The organism is Paenalicyclobacillus cellulosilyticus (assembly GCF_014647315.1).
GTDB classification, from domain to species: domain Bacteria; phylum Bacillota; class Bacilli; order Alicyclobacillales; family Alicyclobacillaceae; genus Alicyclobacillus_J; species Alicyclobacillus_J cellulosilyticus.
In genome coordinates, this window is record NZ_BMOY01000049.1 from 1 (window position 1) to 14,909 (window position 14,909).

Consider the following 14,909-nt stretch of genomic DNA (forward strand, 5'->3'; position numbering starts at 1 on the left):
AGCGTTCGCGCATGCTGGTCAGATACTCACGGCGGCTCTTCAATGACATTCGCACAACGATCCCTTCGGTTAGATTTCGATTTGAGTGATCTGGACCCCTTTCAGTTAGATTTTAAGTGAGTGATCGCGCCCTCTGTGCATACGGTCCGAAGTATGATACAATCCCTACTATACACCTTCCTGTTGCGGTTCGAACGAACGCAAGCGAGCAGTTCACTCTTATCCAGAGCGGCTGAGGGACTGGCCCGATGACGCCCGGCAACCGGTGTCGCTTGCGGCACAAGGTGCCAATTCCTGCGGGAGTTCGCTCCCGAGAGATGAGGGTGTGCGTAACGTCATCGGCACGGCGCCCGCATGGGCGTCGTTCGTTTACCAGCCCGGGTTGCGCACGACACATCGGCGTACCCGGGCTCGGCGTGATGGATGGGATTCGACTTCGGCAGCGGGAGAGGACAGGCAGCATGCGCAAGCCACTGGCAGAACGGTTGCAAGAGAAAATCCTCATCCTCGATGGCGCGATGGGCACGATGATCCAGTCCATGGGCTTAGGCCCCGGCGATTTCGGCGGCCCCGCGTACGAAGGATGCAATGAATACTTGGTCGTGACGCGCCCGGACGCCATTCTTCGCATCCACGAGGCGTATCTGGAAGCGGGGGCGGACATCATCGAAACCGACACGTTCGGCGGGACCCCGCTCGTGCTCGCCGAATACGGTCTCGCGGACCAGGCGTGGGCCATCAACCGCGAGGCGGCGCGCCTGGCGAGGCAGGCGGCGGATCGCTTTTCCACGCCCGATTGGCCGCGCTATGTGGCCGGATCGATGGGGCCGACGACCAAGAGCCTCTCCGTCACCGGCGGGACGACGTTCGACGAACTGGTCGAAGCGTACGCCGTGCAGGCGAAAGGGCTCATCGCCGGCGGTGTCGATCTGCTGTTGCTCGAAACGGCTCAGGACATGCTCAACGTCAAGGCCGGCATCCTTGGCATCCAGCGCGCGTTTGCCGAGCTGCACACACGGCTGCCGGTCATGATCTCGGGGACCATCGAGCCGATGGGCACCACGCTCGCCGGCCAGACCATCGATGCGTTCTACCTGTCTATCGAACACGTCCAGCCGATTGCGGTGGGTTTGAACTGTGCGACCGGCCCCGAGCTGATGCGCGATCACCTGCGCACGTTGGCCGGGCTCGCCACGACGGCGGTCAGCTGCTACCCGAATGCAGGGCTTCCCGATGAAAACGGGCACTATCACGAGTTGCCGGCGAGCTTCGCCAAGAAGCTGGCGGATTTCGCGGATCAGGGATGGCTGAATCTTGTCGGCGGGTGTTGCGGGACGACCCCGGAACACATCCGTGCCCTCGCCATCGCGATCAAAGGAAAAACGCCGCGCAGCTTTGCGCCGCAGCACCCCCACGCGGTGTCCGGCCTGGAGGCGGTCTACCTGGAGGCGGACAACCGCCCCATCCTGGTGGGAGAACGGACCAACGTGCTCGGGTCCCGCAAGTTCCGGCGCTTGGTGACGGCAGGCGAGTACGAGGCGGCGGCCGAGATCGCGCGGCAACAGGTCAAGGCCGGGGCACAGGTGATTGACGTCTGCGTCCAGGACCCGGACCGGGACGAGGCGGCCGACATGGCGCAACTTTTGCCGCACATCGTGCGCAAGGTCAAAGTGCCCATCATGATTGACACGACCGATCCGAAGGTCGCCGAGTTGGCCTTGAAGCACATCCAGGGCAAGGCCATCATCAATTCGACAAACCTGGAGGACGGCGAGACACGCCTCGCCGAGTGTGCTCGCTTGGCGACCACGTACGGTGCCGCGCTCGTTGTGGGTTGTATCGACGAGCAGGGCCAGGCGGTGACGCGGGCACGCAAACTGGAAGTGGCGCAACGGGCGGTCGGCCTGCTCGTCGACAAATACGGCATGAAGCCGCAGGACGTAATCATCGACGCGCTGGTGTTTCCCGTCGCGACCGGGGACGAGAACTACACGGGCGCGGCCGTGGAGACCATCGAAGGCATTCGGCTGCTCAAACAACACCTGCCGCTGTGCCCGACCATCATCGGCTTGAGCAACGTGTCGTTCGGCGTTCCGCCGGCCGGCCGCGAGGTGCTCAATTCCGTCTTTCTGTACCACTGCACGAAGGCGGGGCTCGACTACGCCATCGTCAACGCGGAGGGATTGGAGCGGTACGCGGCCATCCCGGAGGAGGAGCGGGCGCTGTGCGAGCGGCTGCTTTTTGCGACATCGGACGCGGTCATCGCCGAGTTCACCGCGTATTACCGGGAGAAAAAGGCGGCCGCCAAGGCGAAAACCGAGGATCTGCCGCTGCCCCAGCGCTTGGCGCGCTATGTGATCGACGGCACCAAGGAGGGACTTTTCGCCGATCTCGACGCGGCGCTGGCGACGATGACGCCACTTGACATCATCAACGGGCCGCTGATGGACGGGATGAACGAAGTGGGGCGGCTGTTCAACAACAACGAGCTCATCGTTGCCGAGGTATTGCAGAGCGCCGAGGTGATGAAAGCGGCCGTCGCGTATTTGGAGCGGTTCATGGAGAAGTCGGAGACGGCCAACAAGGGCCGGGTGTTGCTGGCGACCGTGAAAGGTGACGTGCACGACATCGGCAAAAACCTGGTCGACATCATCCTCTCCAACAACGGGTATGAGGTGGTGAACCTCGGCATCAAGGTGCCGCCGGAGCAGTTGATTCAGGCCTGCCGCGAGGTCAAGCCGGACCTCATCGGCCTCTCCGGGCTGTTGGTGAAATCTGCGCAACAGATGGTGGTCACCGCCGAAGACCTGCGGGCCGCCGGCATTCGGGTCCCCTTGTTGGTCGGCGGGGCGGCGCTGACGAAGAAGTTTACACTGACCCGGATTGCACCGCAGTACGAAGGCCCGGTGCTGTACGCCAAAGACGCGATGGAAGGCCTCGATCTCGCCAATAAGCTGCTGGACGCCGCGGAGCGGCCGAAGCTCCTTGCAAAGGTTGCCAAGGAACGCGCGGAGATGGAGGGGCGCACGGTCGTCGCGGAGCAAAAGAGCGACGCCGGGCGACCCCGCTCCCCCGTGAACCGGGAGGCGCCGGTCTTTCGCCCGCCCGACTTCGACCGCCACGTGCTGCGCGACGTGCCCGTCGCCTATGTGCGGCCGTACCTGAACCTGCAGATGCTGCTCGGCAAACACCTCGGGCTGCGGGGAAACGTGGAGAAGCGGATCGCCGAGCGGGATGAGCAAGCGTTGGAACTCCTGGCGTTCGTGGATGACTTGTTGGCGGAGGCGGACTGCAACGGCTGGTTGCGGCTGCACGGGGTGTATCAATTTTTCCCCGCGCAGGCTGCGGGCGACGAGGTGCGCATCTACGACCCGCAGGCGCCCGGTCGGGTGTTGGAGCGGTTCGTGTTCCCGCGGCAAAAGAAGCCGGACTACCTGTGTCTCGCCGACTTTTTGCGGCCGGTGGAGCATGGCGTGATGGATTATGTCGCCTTCTTCGTCGTCACCGCGGGCCAAGGCATCCGTGAGCGCGCGGAGGCATGGATGGCCCGCGGGGAGTACCTGCGGGCGCACGCCCTGCAGGCCTTGGCGCTCGAGATGGCGGAGGCGTTTGCGGAACGGCTGCACCAGATCATCCGCGACCGTTGGGGTTTCCCGGATCCGCCGGATATGACCGTGCGGGAGCGGTTCACCGCGAAGTACCAAGGCATTCGCGTGTCGTTCGGGTACCCGGCCTGCCCGAACCTCGAAGACCAGGCGCAATTGTTCCGGCTGCTCCGTCCCGAGGACATCGGCGTCCGTCTGACCGACGGATTCATGATGGAGCCGGAGGCGAGCGTGTCCGCCATGGTGTTCTCTCATCCGGAGGCACGCTACTTCAACGTGGAAGCAGAGCAGGACATCGGGTGAACCGTGACAGGAGGAATGGAGGCATGCACGACCCGTTCACGCACCGCGACATCCGGACGGACGCACAGACGCGGATCCTCGTCGCCGACGGTGCCATGGCGACGCTGTTGCATCAATCCGGGGTCCCGGTGCGCACATGCTACGAGGCGTTGTCGGAGACCCATCCCGAGTGGGTCGAGCGCATCCACCGCGCGTACATCCGGGCGGGCGCCGACATCATTCAGACCAATACGTTCAGCGCGCACCGGCCGGGGCTCGACCGGTACGGATTGGGCGATCGCGTCGCCGAGGTAAACCGGGCGGCGGTGGCGGCGGCGCGCCGCGCGGCGGAGGCGGAGGGCAGGCAGGTATACGTGTTGGGGACCATCGGATCCATCCGCGGCCTGTCCTCCGACGCGCGGCCCCTGGGTGAGCGGCGGCGCCGCCGGCTGGCGGACGAGTTCGCTGTCCAGGCGGAGGCATTGCTCCATGCAGGGGTGGACGGCCTGTTGCTGGAGACGTTCGCGGAACTGGAGGAAGCGCTCATCGCGCTGCGCGCGGTTCGCCGGCTCACGGAACTTCCTGTCATCTGCCATCTCTCGCCCGACACGGTGGGCGTCACCCGCGACGGGGTGCCGGTGGGCGCGGCGTTTACCGCACTGCGCGAGGCGGGCGCTGATATCACCGGCCTCAATTGCCGGCTTGGTCCGTCCGGGATTCTGCGCACGTATGAAGGCTTGGCGCCGCTTGCCGGCGGCGTTTTCAGCGCGATGCCGAACGCCGGGACGTTGCACTGGGTGGACGGGGACTACTCGTTCACCGGGACGGTTGAGTATTTCGCGGAGGTGGCCGCCTCTCTCTGCCGTTTGGGGGTGCGGGTGATCGGCGGTTGTTGCGGGACGACGCCCGAGCACATCCGCCAAGTGCGGGAGGCCATCCGGCGCCTTGAATCTGAAGGAAAACAGACGTCCGCCGAGGTTGCCGTGCGCAAAGAGGAAACCATTCCCATCTACGCGGGTGAAGCGGATGCCCGCCGCGGCCGCGAACCATCCGCGGCCGCCGGCGTACCGGATCGCGTACCGCCGGGGCACAAGGAGACCATCGTCGACATGGTGAAGCGGCGGGTCACCGTCATCGTCGAACTCGATCCGCCGAAGACGCTCGATTGCCGCAAGTTCCTGCGCGGAGCGGCGGCCCTGCATGAGGCGGGGGCCGACTTCATCACGCTGGCCGACAATTCGCTCGCCACGGTGCGCGTGAGCAACATGGCGCTCGCCAGCATCCTCAAACAGATGGGGATTGAGCCGTTGGTGCATGTCACATGTCGGGACCGCAACCTCATCGGCCAGCAGTCGCACTTGATGGGGCTGGACGTGCTCGGCATTCGCCACATCCTGCTCGTGACCGGCGACCCGAGCCGGTTCGGTGACCTCCCCGGTGCCACCTCGGTGTACGATGTCTCGTCCACCGAATTGACCAAGATGGTCAAGCGCCTCAACGCCGGGATCGCGTTTTCCGGCCAACCGATGCAGCAGGGCTCCCGCTTTGTGGTGGGGACGTCGTTCAACCCGCATGTGGCGAACTTCGAGAAGGCGGTGGCCCGACTGCGGCGCAAGGTGGAAGCTGGCGCCGATTTCGTCATGACGCAACCGATGTTCGATCCGGCGATGTTCGCCCGCATCGCGGGCGCGACGGCGGATTTGGGTGTCCCGGTGTTCGTCGGCATCATGCCGCTGGTCAGCGAACGCAACGCCAAGTTCCTCCACAACGAGGTGCCGGGGATTCAGATCCCGGACGCCATCCTGCGCCGCATGAGCGGTACCACACCCGAGCAGGGCGTGGCGGAAGGGCTTGCCATTGCGCGCGAACTGATTGATGAGGCGCTGCGGTATTTCCGGGGGATCTACCTCATCACGCCGTTTTTGCGCTATGAGCTGACCGCGGAGCTGACCCGTTACGTGCGCGAGCGCCAGGCGGCCGGCATCGCCAGCGAGACCGCGTGAGCCAGGACGAAACAAGCGCCCCGTGGGAGAGCCCGGGGGCGTGCGCCGGCGGTAAAGCAAGCGCTACCATTGCCAGCGACCGAATGTTTTCAGTATGATGAATATGGTTTTGGCCACGCGATGTTCCACGCCGGAGTGACAGCGCGCTTGCGGGTGGCCTGGCACCTGGCGCGAAGAGAGGGGAAGGATGATGACGCAAGCGGATCGCTTGGACACGTTGTTGACCGAGGAGCGGCGGTTCGCGCCGCCTGAATCGTTTCGCAACCAGGCGAACTATCGCGATCCGGAAGTGTACGAGCGGGCGGCGCGCGATCCGGAAGCATACTGGGCGGAAGAAGCGAAAAACCTCGACTGGTTTCGCCCGTTCACGAAGATCCTGGATTGGAATCCGCCGCACGCCCGCTGGTTCTACGACGGCACGCTCAACGCGGCGTACAACACGGTGGACAGGCACCGCTTCGGCCCGCGCAAGAACAAGGCGGCCATCATCTGGGAAGGGGAGCCTGGCGACAGCCGCGTCTTGACCTACGACATGCTCGGCCGGGAGGTCGACCGCGCGGCGCACGTATTAAAGAGCCTCGGCGTTCAGAAGGGGGACCGTGTGACCATCTATCTGCCGATGGTGCCGGAGTTGCCCATCGCCATGTTGGCCTGCGCGAAGATTGGGGCCATCCATTCGGTCGTCTTCGGCGGGTTTTCGGCGCGGGCGCTGCACGAGCGGATCCTCGATGCGGATGCCAAGGTGCTCATCACGGCCGATGGCGGCTGGCGGCGCGGCAACGTCGTGCCGCTCAAGCGCAATGCGGACGAGGCGGTGCAAGGCACGCCGGTCGAAAAGGTGCTGGTGGTGGAGCGGGTCGGCGCGGCCGCCGCGGCGCCGTGGACGCCCGGACGTGACGTCTCGTGGCGGGAAGCGATGGCCGCCGCACCGGCCACGCCGTTCCCCTGCGAAGAAATGAATGCGGAGGACATCTTGTTCCTCCTCTATACCTCGGGTACGACCGGCAAGCCGAAAGGGATTGTCCACTCCACCGGCGGCTACTTGGTCGGTGCCAACACCTCGTTGCGCACGGTCTTCGACATCAAGGATGACGACGTGTACTTCTGTACGGCAGACATCGGCTGGATCACGGGGCACACCTACATCGTGTACGGGCCGTTGTCGTGCGGCGCGACGGTGGTGATGTACGAAGGGGCGCCCGATTGGCCGGACCGGGACCGCTACTGGCAAATCGTTGAGAAGTACGGCGTGACCATCTTTTACACGGCGCCGACGTCCATCCGGACGTTCATGAAGTGGGGGCCGGAGTACGTGCAGCGCCACCGGATCGACACCCTGCGGCTGTTGGGCAGCGTCGGTGAGCCCATCAACCCGGAGGCGTGGATGTGGTACCACGAACACGTCGGACAAGGCAGGTGTCCCATCGTCGATACGTGGTGGCAGACGGAAACGGGCTGCGCGATGATTGCGCCGTTGCCCGGGCTCGTCACCACCAAGCCGGGCAGCGCGACACGGCCTGTGCCGGGCATCAGCGCCGACGTGTTTGATGAAGAGGGGCAGTCCGTGCCGGCCGGCAGCGGCGGGTATCTCGTCATCACCCGGCCTTGGCCTTCCATGCTCCGCACCATCTGGCGGGATGATGAGCGGTTCGCCCGGACGTATTTCGGGAAGTTCCCCGGCATCTATCTGCCGGGTGACGGCGCGCACAAGGATGAGGACAACTACATCTGGATCCTCGGCCGCATCGACGACGTGATCAACGTATCCGGCCACCGCATCGGTACGATGGAGGTGGAGAGCGCGTTGGTGGACCACCATGCGGTGGCGGAAGCCGCGGTCATCGGCCGCAGCCACGAGGTCAAGGGTCAGGCCATCACCGCGTTTGTCACGTTGAAAGAGGGCATCGCGGCGACGGATGAGCTGATGAACGAACTCAAGCGGCATGTTGTGGAAAAGATTGGCGCCTTGGCCAGACCGGAAGAGATCATCTTCATTGCCGATCTGCCCAAGACGCGCAGCGGCAAGATCATGCGCCGGTTGTTGCGCGACATCGCGGAAGGCCGGGTGTTGGGCGACACCAGCACCCTGGCCGATCCGAGCGTCGTCGAGTCGTTGAAGGAGATGTACAAAGACAAAGAATGACGCCCGGCGTATGTCGGCCGCGCGGTCACCGCTATGGGCGGTGGAGGCAGGGTTCCCCGCGCGGGGACCCTGTTTTCACGCCCATCCTTTCTTTTCCAGGGAGGCGCATGCACGGATGGAGATCTCGCCAAACACCACCTGCATCGGCTTCATCGGCACCGGGGTGATGGGTGCCGCGATGGCCGGCCACCTCCTGGATGCCGGTTATCGTCTCGTCGTGTACAATCGATCACGCAGCCGTGCCGAGGGATTGCTGACACGCGGTGCGGTGTGGGCGAACACTCCTGCCGCGGTCGCGCAGGAGGCGGACGTGATCGTCACCATGGTCGGGTATCCGCAGGACGTCGAGTCCATCTACCTCGGCGCAGACGGACTGGTGGCTCATGCGAAGCCAGGGGCGCTCCTCATCGACATGACGACGTCATCGCCCCGGCTCGCGATGCGCATCTACGAGGCGGCGAAGGCCCGGGGGGTGCGCGCGCTGGATGCCCCTGTGTCCGGAGGAGACGTGGGTGCTCGGCAGGCGACGCTCACCATCATGGTCGGCGGTGACGAAGCCGACTTCCTCTTGGCGCAACCGGTGTTTTCCCGCTTGGGGAAAAACATCGTGCACCAGGGACCGGCCGGGGCGGGACAGTACACCAAGATGTGCAACCAGATTGCCTTGGCGAGCACCATGGTCGGGGTCTGTGAGGCGATGGCGTACGCAATACGCGCCGGGCTTGAGCCGAAGAAGGTGCTCGCCAGCATCGGAACCGGTGCGGCGGCAAGCTGGCCGCTGCAGAACCTGGTGCCGCGGATGTTGGCTTCGGACTTCGCACCTGGTTTCTACGTCAAGCACTTTTTGAAGGATATGGCCATCGCCATCGCGTCGGCGGAAGAGATGGGGCTTCGTCTGCCCGGGGTGCAGCTGGCCAAGTCCTTGTACGAGCGCTTGGCGGCCGCCTACGGCGATGACATGGGGACGCAGGCGCTGTGGCTTGTCTACCGGGATGCCGAAACGAAAGCCGACACGACGCGGCCCGCGGCGGAACAAGGAGGGAGAGAAGGTTCGTGAACGTGCAGGAGGTCATGGATGCGTTGGCCCGCCGCCATCCGTTGCCGCCCTTGTGTCCACGCAAGGTGTGGAACCCGGAGATCTCGAACGCGGTGCTCTCCTTCACCGACGAGGCGTTGCTGGCGGACCAAGGTTCATCCAGCAAAGTGGCGGCCATGGCTACCCGAGCCGGTTTGTTGTTGTGGAACGACGATCTCGATGCCTGCCACCGGATTGCCCAACAGTTGGATCATCCGCTTGGAAGTTACTGGCATGGCCTGATGCATCGCCGCGAAGGCGACTTCAGCAACGCGAAGTATTGGTTTGCCAGGGTTGGCGAGCACCCGGTGTACGCGTCTGTATACCAAGCTGCGTGCGCCGTCTGGCCTGCGTTGGCTGCATGGGGCCGATGGCGTCCCGAGCGGTTCATCGACGAGGTGGCAGCGGTCGTCCGCCGCAGCGGCGAGGATTCCGAGCAGGGTTTGGCGCTGCGAGCCATCCAGGTTCAAGAATTTTCCTTGCTGCTCGCCTACGGCTGGGCCCACGCTTGATGGAACAGGGAGCACGAAGGAGCACGCAGGCGAAAGACAAGTGAGACGGGAGGGGAGGGATAACCAACTCATGTCCATTGGTCGTACCATCGTCGGTCTGTGGCGGAGCCGCGAAGAGACGCGGGAACACCACAGGGATCCGAATCTGCGCACCCGTTATTACCGGGAACCGCGGGACCGGATGGTGGAGAAGGTGGTCGAGGTCATCCGCGGCCAGCTGCGGGGCTGGCATGTGGTGCATGTGAGCAGGGACCACGGCGAGATTGTCGTCGAGCGCCGGCATTGGCTCGGCACGCGCGACATCACCATCACGGTCTACCACGTATCGCCCATGCGTTCCGCCGTCGACATTGTGTCGTCAAAACGCGGGTCGTTCGGGGACCTGGGCGCGAGCTACGCCGACATCTTGGCGTTCTTCCAAGCGCTCAACCGCGTGGCCCAATTGGAACAAAAGTCATAGGTGGTTGCAGGTCGTTGCAGATGGAAAGTAGCCATGTTCGCCGTCCTGGTTCGCCGTCCTGTTGTCCCCTGTGAGCGACATGTGCGGCGAGGAGGCGGTCCGTCAGGGCCCGCACGGGCCCTCGCGTTCATCGTGCCATCATCTCCTCATGCAACGCTTGGTACATCCTGGCTTCGGAACGGGCGATGGCGGTGCCCACCTCGTACATGGTCCGCAGCTCTTCCGGCCGGGTATATCGGATGAGCACGTCCTTGCACAACTGATAATGGTGCGGCTCATGTTCGCCCGCGTGCACGTCCCAGAACAACAGGTTCAGCGTTCGCTCCCGGTTGTAATGCGGATGGCGCAGACCGCGCGCAATGGTGCCCATCACGTCCCCTGCGAAGAACTCAGACCCGAAACCGACGGCCGCCATGGCTTCCAGGGGTGTGGCATGGCGGAAAAACTCGATGAATGTTCGCACCGCCTCGTCGACCGCGGGTGACATCGGATCAGGCGGAAAGCCGTGGGGATCCAGCTCGATCTCAGGATCCACCGACAGCAAGAAGGTGCGGTACAACGCCTCGTGGGACATGCCTGGTTTTCCGCGTCCAGCTTCGTCCCACAGGTTATCGGCGAGCGGAATCCACCACGATCCCATCGGTGCCATGGCAGAGATGGCGGCACCCAACACGCGCGGGAAATGGCGGCTGTAGTAGCTGTACTGGACGGCGAAGTGGCGGATTTGCGATGAACTGTAACGACCTTCCAATAACCAAACGAAGAACGGGGACTGGTAGAACACCTCTTCCACAAACGACTTCATCGCTTGTTCGACATCTTCATAGGTCTGAATGACGGGTACATCCTTCGTCGTCGCCAACGCTTGACGCTCCTTTCCGTACATGTGGGTGTGCGCGCAGGACGGTGCCGCGACACCTTCAAGTATCCAAAAGGCTGCCTCCGAACACAATAGTTTCAAATCGGACCCCGCAACCTGCACGCATCCGTGTGCAGGCGGCACGGGGATCAGGGAGGCAGAGAAAGGATGAAACCTGCGCAGACCGCGCTTTGTGCTGCGGTATGTTGGCTTCTCACGAGCGCGCCGGTCACGGGACAGGTGGTGCAAGCGCAGCTTCGGCAACCGGGGGTGCCGCAGGCAGCGGCATCCGGCCTGGTGTCCGCGGTCATTCAGTTTCGCGTCGTGTCCGCATCCGACTTTCGGGCGCTGCAAGATGCCCGCGTCGTCCTCATGGACCGTAACGGCCGGTTGGTCAAGACGGGTTTGACCGACAGCGAAGGGATCTGGCGAGCGAACATCACGGTGCCGCGGGATCCCCGTTTTCGCGATGTCGGCACGCTGACGGCCCTCGTCGTCGCCTCCGGGCATAACGAGACGGTTGTCTTTGAGGTTCCGGTACGGAAAGGAACGGTGCAACCGGTCACCCTGCAACCCATCCAGCCAGGGCTGCGAAACGAACCGTACTACACCCTCGGTCAGATCCACCGCTTGGACGTGATCGATCTCGTCAACCGTATCGCAAGCCAACTTGGATTGGAGCGGCAGCCGCCCATCCCGGGTGAGTCCGGCTATGCCCCGTGGGGTCCGGCCATTCGGCCACACCCGGGCCCGCTGCCGCAGACCGGGTCAACTGAGCCCCGTCCATCGCAACAACCAGAGGGACAGTGAGAACAAACCGACGCCGGTCAGGATGCAAAGGACGGCCCGGTAACCCTCGTGGCGAACCGCAGGGATGAGGTCGCTCGTCGCGATGTACAAGAACGATCCGGTGGCCAACGCCATCAACAGCTTGATCCCTGTGCCGCCCGTCACGCCGAGCCGCAGCATGACGATTGCCCCGGCAAGGGTGGAGATGGCGAGGCCGACGGTGGTCAGAAAGGCACGCCAACGCGAGGTGCCCGCGGCCAAACTGATGGTCGCCATACTGAACCCTTCCGGGATTTTGTGCAACATGATGGCGACGAACATCAGCCAACCCGTCGCGGGGCTCAAGGCAAAACCACCGGCGATGATGACCCCGTCCATGAAGGTATGGAACAAGAGGCCGACGAACGACAGGGCCGCGGCCTTCGGGTCAATCCAGACCTCGGCCGTGACGGCGTGTCCTGTCGGCCGCGGCCCCTTGGTGTCTTGGCCACCGTGGTGATGCTTGGAACGCCCGTTACCCATATGTTCAAGGGCGAGCAGTGTGAGATAACCTACAGTGACGAACCACGGCGCCACATTGGGTAACTCGTGCAGCGCATCGGGTAAGCGGTCCAACAGGGTGGCACCGAGCAGAAACCCTGCGCCCAGGCTGGTGAGCAGCGTGACGCTGCGCGGACCGACACGGCGAACCACCATCAACAGACCGCCGAGCACATCGGCAAGCGCGGCCAAGGTGCACAAACCGAGGACGAACCACATACGCATACCACGCTTTCTGTGAACTGCCGTCTAAACTGCCATCATGCACGGCTCATTATAACAAGGGACCGTCATGTTGTAAATAAGAATGATTACGATTTATAATCAGAGGTAGATTATCATCAGGGATAGGACAGGTATGGCAACGGAACAGGATGCAAACGCGTGATCGATTCCTTCCCATGTTACTGTACAATTTAAAGATGATGGCCTCCTTGATGAAGACCACTTCAAGAAACGGGATTTCACACGAAAACGTATCGCATGAAACGCACGGGGGGTCCAAGTCGCCGAAGAGAACGAAGAAGAGAGGAGAACCGGGATGGCTGACGTCGGCGAGGTATTACGCCAACTGAAAGCGGCTGGATACAAATGCACCGGAAAGCGGCAGGCGATTGTCGCCCTGTTCGTGGATCACCCTGGTCAGACGTTTTCGGCAAAGGACGTGTACACGTATGTCTTGTCCATGTATCCCAACCTGAGCCTCGACACGGTGTATCGTACCCTGGAGTTGCTTTTGCAACACCGGATCATCGAGCGGTTGGACGGTGCGGATGACGCGGCACGGTTCCGCTTGGCGTGTGAAGAACCGTCCCATCATCATCACGTGGTATGCTTGCGCTGCGGCAAATCGATTCCGATTCACGTGTGTCCTATCGAGGCCATGCGTGAGGAAATGGATGATTTCGATATCGTCGATCACACCGTCGCCATCTATGGGTATTGCCGCCCTTGTCGAGAGCAAAACGCTGGCCAAAGCCGTCCTGTGCAACCACACGAAGGGATGGTCACGGAACCGTGATGTTCATCAACCGCCGCCGCGCGATCCTTCGGTACAGCCGCCGCGCCAACCACGGCACGCCCGGTATGTGGTACAGCCAGACCAAACGCCGCAGGACAGGCAGGTGTGCAAACAGCCAGACCAGGCCGTCCACACCGGTTCGCACCTCGCCGGTCGCCGACTGGATGTGGATCTCTTCAAGGGCGAGCCATGGATCCAATCCGCAGCGTGCCACGTTTTGTCCGTCCCGCGCAGAGACGAAGCGGATGATATGACGGGTATCGCATCGTCGCAGCCAGTTTGCGCATAGCCGGCAAAGCGCGCAATCCGTGTCGACAAATACGGTAAACGGCGTCAGCTTGCGTTCCGCCTCAGGTGCGCTTGGACCACGCAACTGCGTTTCCCTCCCATGCTTCACCTTCATTCCATGTGATCCATGTTATCACACGGGACGGGGGAATCGAGAAACGAGGAGCTTACGAACATGATGAACGGAAATGTTTGGAATGTTATCTGGCTCCTTCTGTCGTTGGGCATCGATTCGTTCTGGCTGTCCGCTTCCCTCGCCGTGTGGAAGCGTGCGGAGAGTCCTCGCCGAGATCGGCGTGGATGGATGTGGGTCATGGTCTTCGCGTGCGCAGAAACAGGGATGCTTTGGGTAGGTTCATTGCTGGGAAAGGGCGTGGGCATGTTCTTGGGTCGATGGGCATCTTTTGCCGGCGGACTGATGCTCGTGGCGTTGGCAGCTTGGATGGTTTTTTTTGAAGACGAGAAAGAACGGATGGGTCATGTCGAAGAAGGAAACGGAGAAGAAGCAGAAGGTGAAACGGAAACGCCTTCGCGTTTACTCCAACTTTCGCGTTTGCTACAACAGGAATCCATTCGCCAAGGGATGGGGTGGGCGCTGGTTGGGAGTGCCGCGAGCGTAAGCATGGACGAGTTGATGGTCGGAATTTCGGCTGGTCTGTTGGACTTGCCGTGGTTGATTCTGATTCCATGCATCGCACTGCAAGCGCTGGTGTTTTCCAGCCTGGGTTGGACGCTTGGCGCCAGGCTTGCACCGTCTCTTGGCAAGTGGTCGGAGAAGCTCGCCGGTTTCGTGCTCGGCGGTTTGGGGATCAGCATCCTCGTCGATTGGGTTTACAACCAGAGTTTGGCATAAACCCATGAAACGCGAGGACGCGGTTCCAGGCGTCGGTGGTGCTGTGGTACTGTGGAGGCAAAAGAACATGGCTCGACCGCTTTGATGACGTTCGATTTCTACGTCCGATAAGATATGTTATGTTAACTTTTTGGCCGAAGTATAGTATAGGTTTAGTCGTTGCAGTCGTTGCAGTCTTTGCAGTCGCTATTGACTGCATTGGCCATTGCTGTCCATTCGTTCGTGATTGACCATTGGAATCCGTTTGTTTTATACCCTTCGGTTACAGTTACGCTGTAACTTTACTCTTCAAAAGGATCGGTATCGCTATCGAGCCACAGATTCCGCGCCTGATCTTCGGGCAGGGGACGAATTTCGACAGGAATCCAACCTGCGCACAGCGAAATCTTTCGTGACTGATTGATTTGGAGCGGAGGATTTCCAGTTGATTGAGCCTGTGTCCCAGTTCGTTGTAAAAGCCGCGCCCGTATTTGCTGAAC

13 protein-coding genes and 1 riboswitch are annotated in these 14,909 nt (G+C 62.4%); of the genes, 9 read left to right on the top strand and 4 right to left on the bottom strand.

Going from position 1 to position 14,909, the window contains the following annotated elements:
* Positions 1–216 precede the first annotated feature (216 nt).
* A riboswitch (SAM riboswitch) is annotated at positions 217–324 on the top strand.
* 137 nt (positions 325–461) lie between these two features.
* The 6 genes from metH (at position 462) to IEX97_RS11740 (ending at position 10,080) form a co-directional block, all read left to right on the top strand.
* Entirely contained in the window at positions 462–3,908 is a 3,447-nt protein-coding gene (metH, locus tag IEX97_RS11715) for a methionine synthase (protein WP_188883227.1), read from the top strand.
* A 23-nt stretch (positions 3,909–3,931) separates the two neighbouring features.
* Positions 3,932–5,890, top strand: coding sequence for a bifunctional homocysteine S-methyltransferase/methylenetetrahydrofolate reductase (locus IEX97_RS11720; RefSeq protein ID WP_188883229.1), 1,959 nt, complete (start codon positions 3,932–3,934; stop codon positions 5,888–5,890).
* 187 nt (positions 5,891–6,077) lie between these two features.
* Positions 6,078–8,033, top strand: coding sequence for an acetate--CoA ligase (gene acs / locus IEX97_RS11725; RefSeq protein WP_229776865.1), 1,956 nt, complete (start codon positions 6,078–6,080; stop codon positions 8,031–8,033).
* A gap of 115 nt (positions 8,034–8,148) precedes the next feature.
* The gene (locus IEX97_RS11730) at positions 8,149–9,090 is read left to right on the top strand and encodes an NAD(P)-dependent oxidoreductase (RefSeq protein ID WP_188883231.1); all 942 of its coding nucleotides are present in this window, start codon (positions 8,149–8,151) and stop codon (positions 9,088–9,090) included.
* Positions 9,087–9,620, top strand: a complete 534-nt coding sequence (locus IEX97_RS11735) for a hypothetical protein (protein WP_188883232.1) — start codon at positions 9,087–9,089, stop codon at positions 9,618–9,620. Before IEX97_RS11730 ends, IEX97_RS11735 begins: the two co-directional genes overlap by 4 nt.
* Positions 9,621–9,690: 70 nt before the next feature.
* A complete protein-coding gene (locus IEX97_RS11740) occupies positions 9,691–10,080 on the top strand; it encodes a hypothetical protein (RefSeq protein ID WP_188883234.1) in 390 nt (129 codons plus the stop codon).
* Positions 10,081–10,207: 127 nt separating this feature from the next.
* Here the strand turns inward: IEX97_RS11740 and IEX97_RS11745 are convergent, their stop codons facing one another.
* Positions 10,208–10,942 carry an iron-containing redox enzyme family protein gene (locus IEX97_RS11745; RefSeq protein ID WP_229776866.1) on the bottom strand — a complete coding sequence of 245 codons (735 nt, stop codon included), beginning with the start codon at positions 10,940–10,942 and terminating at the stop codon, positions 10,208–10,210.
* Positions 10,943–11,107: 165 nt separating this feature from the next.
* Here IEX97_RS11745 and IEX97_RS11750 point away from each other — a divergent pair, with 165 nt between their 5' ends.
* Positions 11,108–11,749, top strand: a complete 642-nt coding sequence (locus IEX97_RS11750) for a hypothetical protein (RefSeq protein WP_188883237.1) — start codon at positions 11,108–11,110, stop codon at positions 11,747–11,749.
* On the opposite strand, the gene IEX97_RS11755 is transcribed toward IEX97_RS11750, so the two are convergent.
* Positions 11,708–12,493 (bottom strand): ZIP family metal transporter, encoded by a 786-nt coding sequence (locus tag IEX97_RS11755; RefSeq protein ID WP_188883239.1) that lies wholly within the window; start codon positions 12,491–12,493, stop codon positions 11,708–11,710. The genes IEX97_RS11750 and IEX97_RS11755 overlap by 42 nt on opposite strands.
* A 316-nt stretch (positions 12,494–12,809) precedes the next feature.
* Between IEX97_RS11755 and IEX97_RS11760 the strand changes: the two genes are divergently transcribed.
* Positions 12,810–13,289 carry a Fur family transcriptional regulator gene (locus IEX97_RS11760; RefSeq protein WP_188883241.1) on the top strand — a complete coding sequence of 160 codons (480 nt, stop codon included), beginning with the start codon at positions 12,810–12,812 and terminating at the stop codon, positions 13,287–13,289.
* Here IEX97_RS11760 and IEX97_RS11765 read toward each other — a convergent pair.
* The gene (locus IEX97_RS11765) at positions 13,276–13,662 is read right to left on the bottom strand and encodes a thiol-disulfide oxidoreductase DCC family protein (RefSeq protein ID WP_188883243.1); all 387 of its coding nucleotides are present in this window, start codon (positions 13,660–13,662) and stop codon (positions 13,276–13,278) included. The genes IEX97_RS11760 and IEX97_RS11765 overlap by 14 nt on opposite strands.
* 42 nt (positions 13,663–13,704) lie before the next feature.
* Here IEX97_RS11765 and IEX97_RS11770 point away from each other — a divergent pair, with 42 nt between their 5' ends.
* The gene (locus IEX97_RS11770; RefSeq protein WP_268238343.1) at positions 13,705–14,430 is read left to right on the top strand and encodes a manganese efflux pump MntP; all 726 of its coding nucleotides are present in this window, start codon (positions 13,705–13,707) and stop codon (positions 14,428–14,430) included.
* Positions 14,431–14,711: 281 nt separating this feature from the next.
* Here the strand turns inward: IEX97_RS11770 and IEX97_RS13615 are convergent.
* The coding region (locus IEX97_RS13615; protein ID WP_229776867.1) for a hypothetical protein at positions 14,712–14,909 on the bottom strand (198 nt) is incomplete at its 5' end.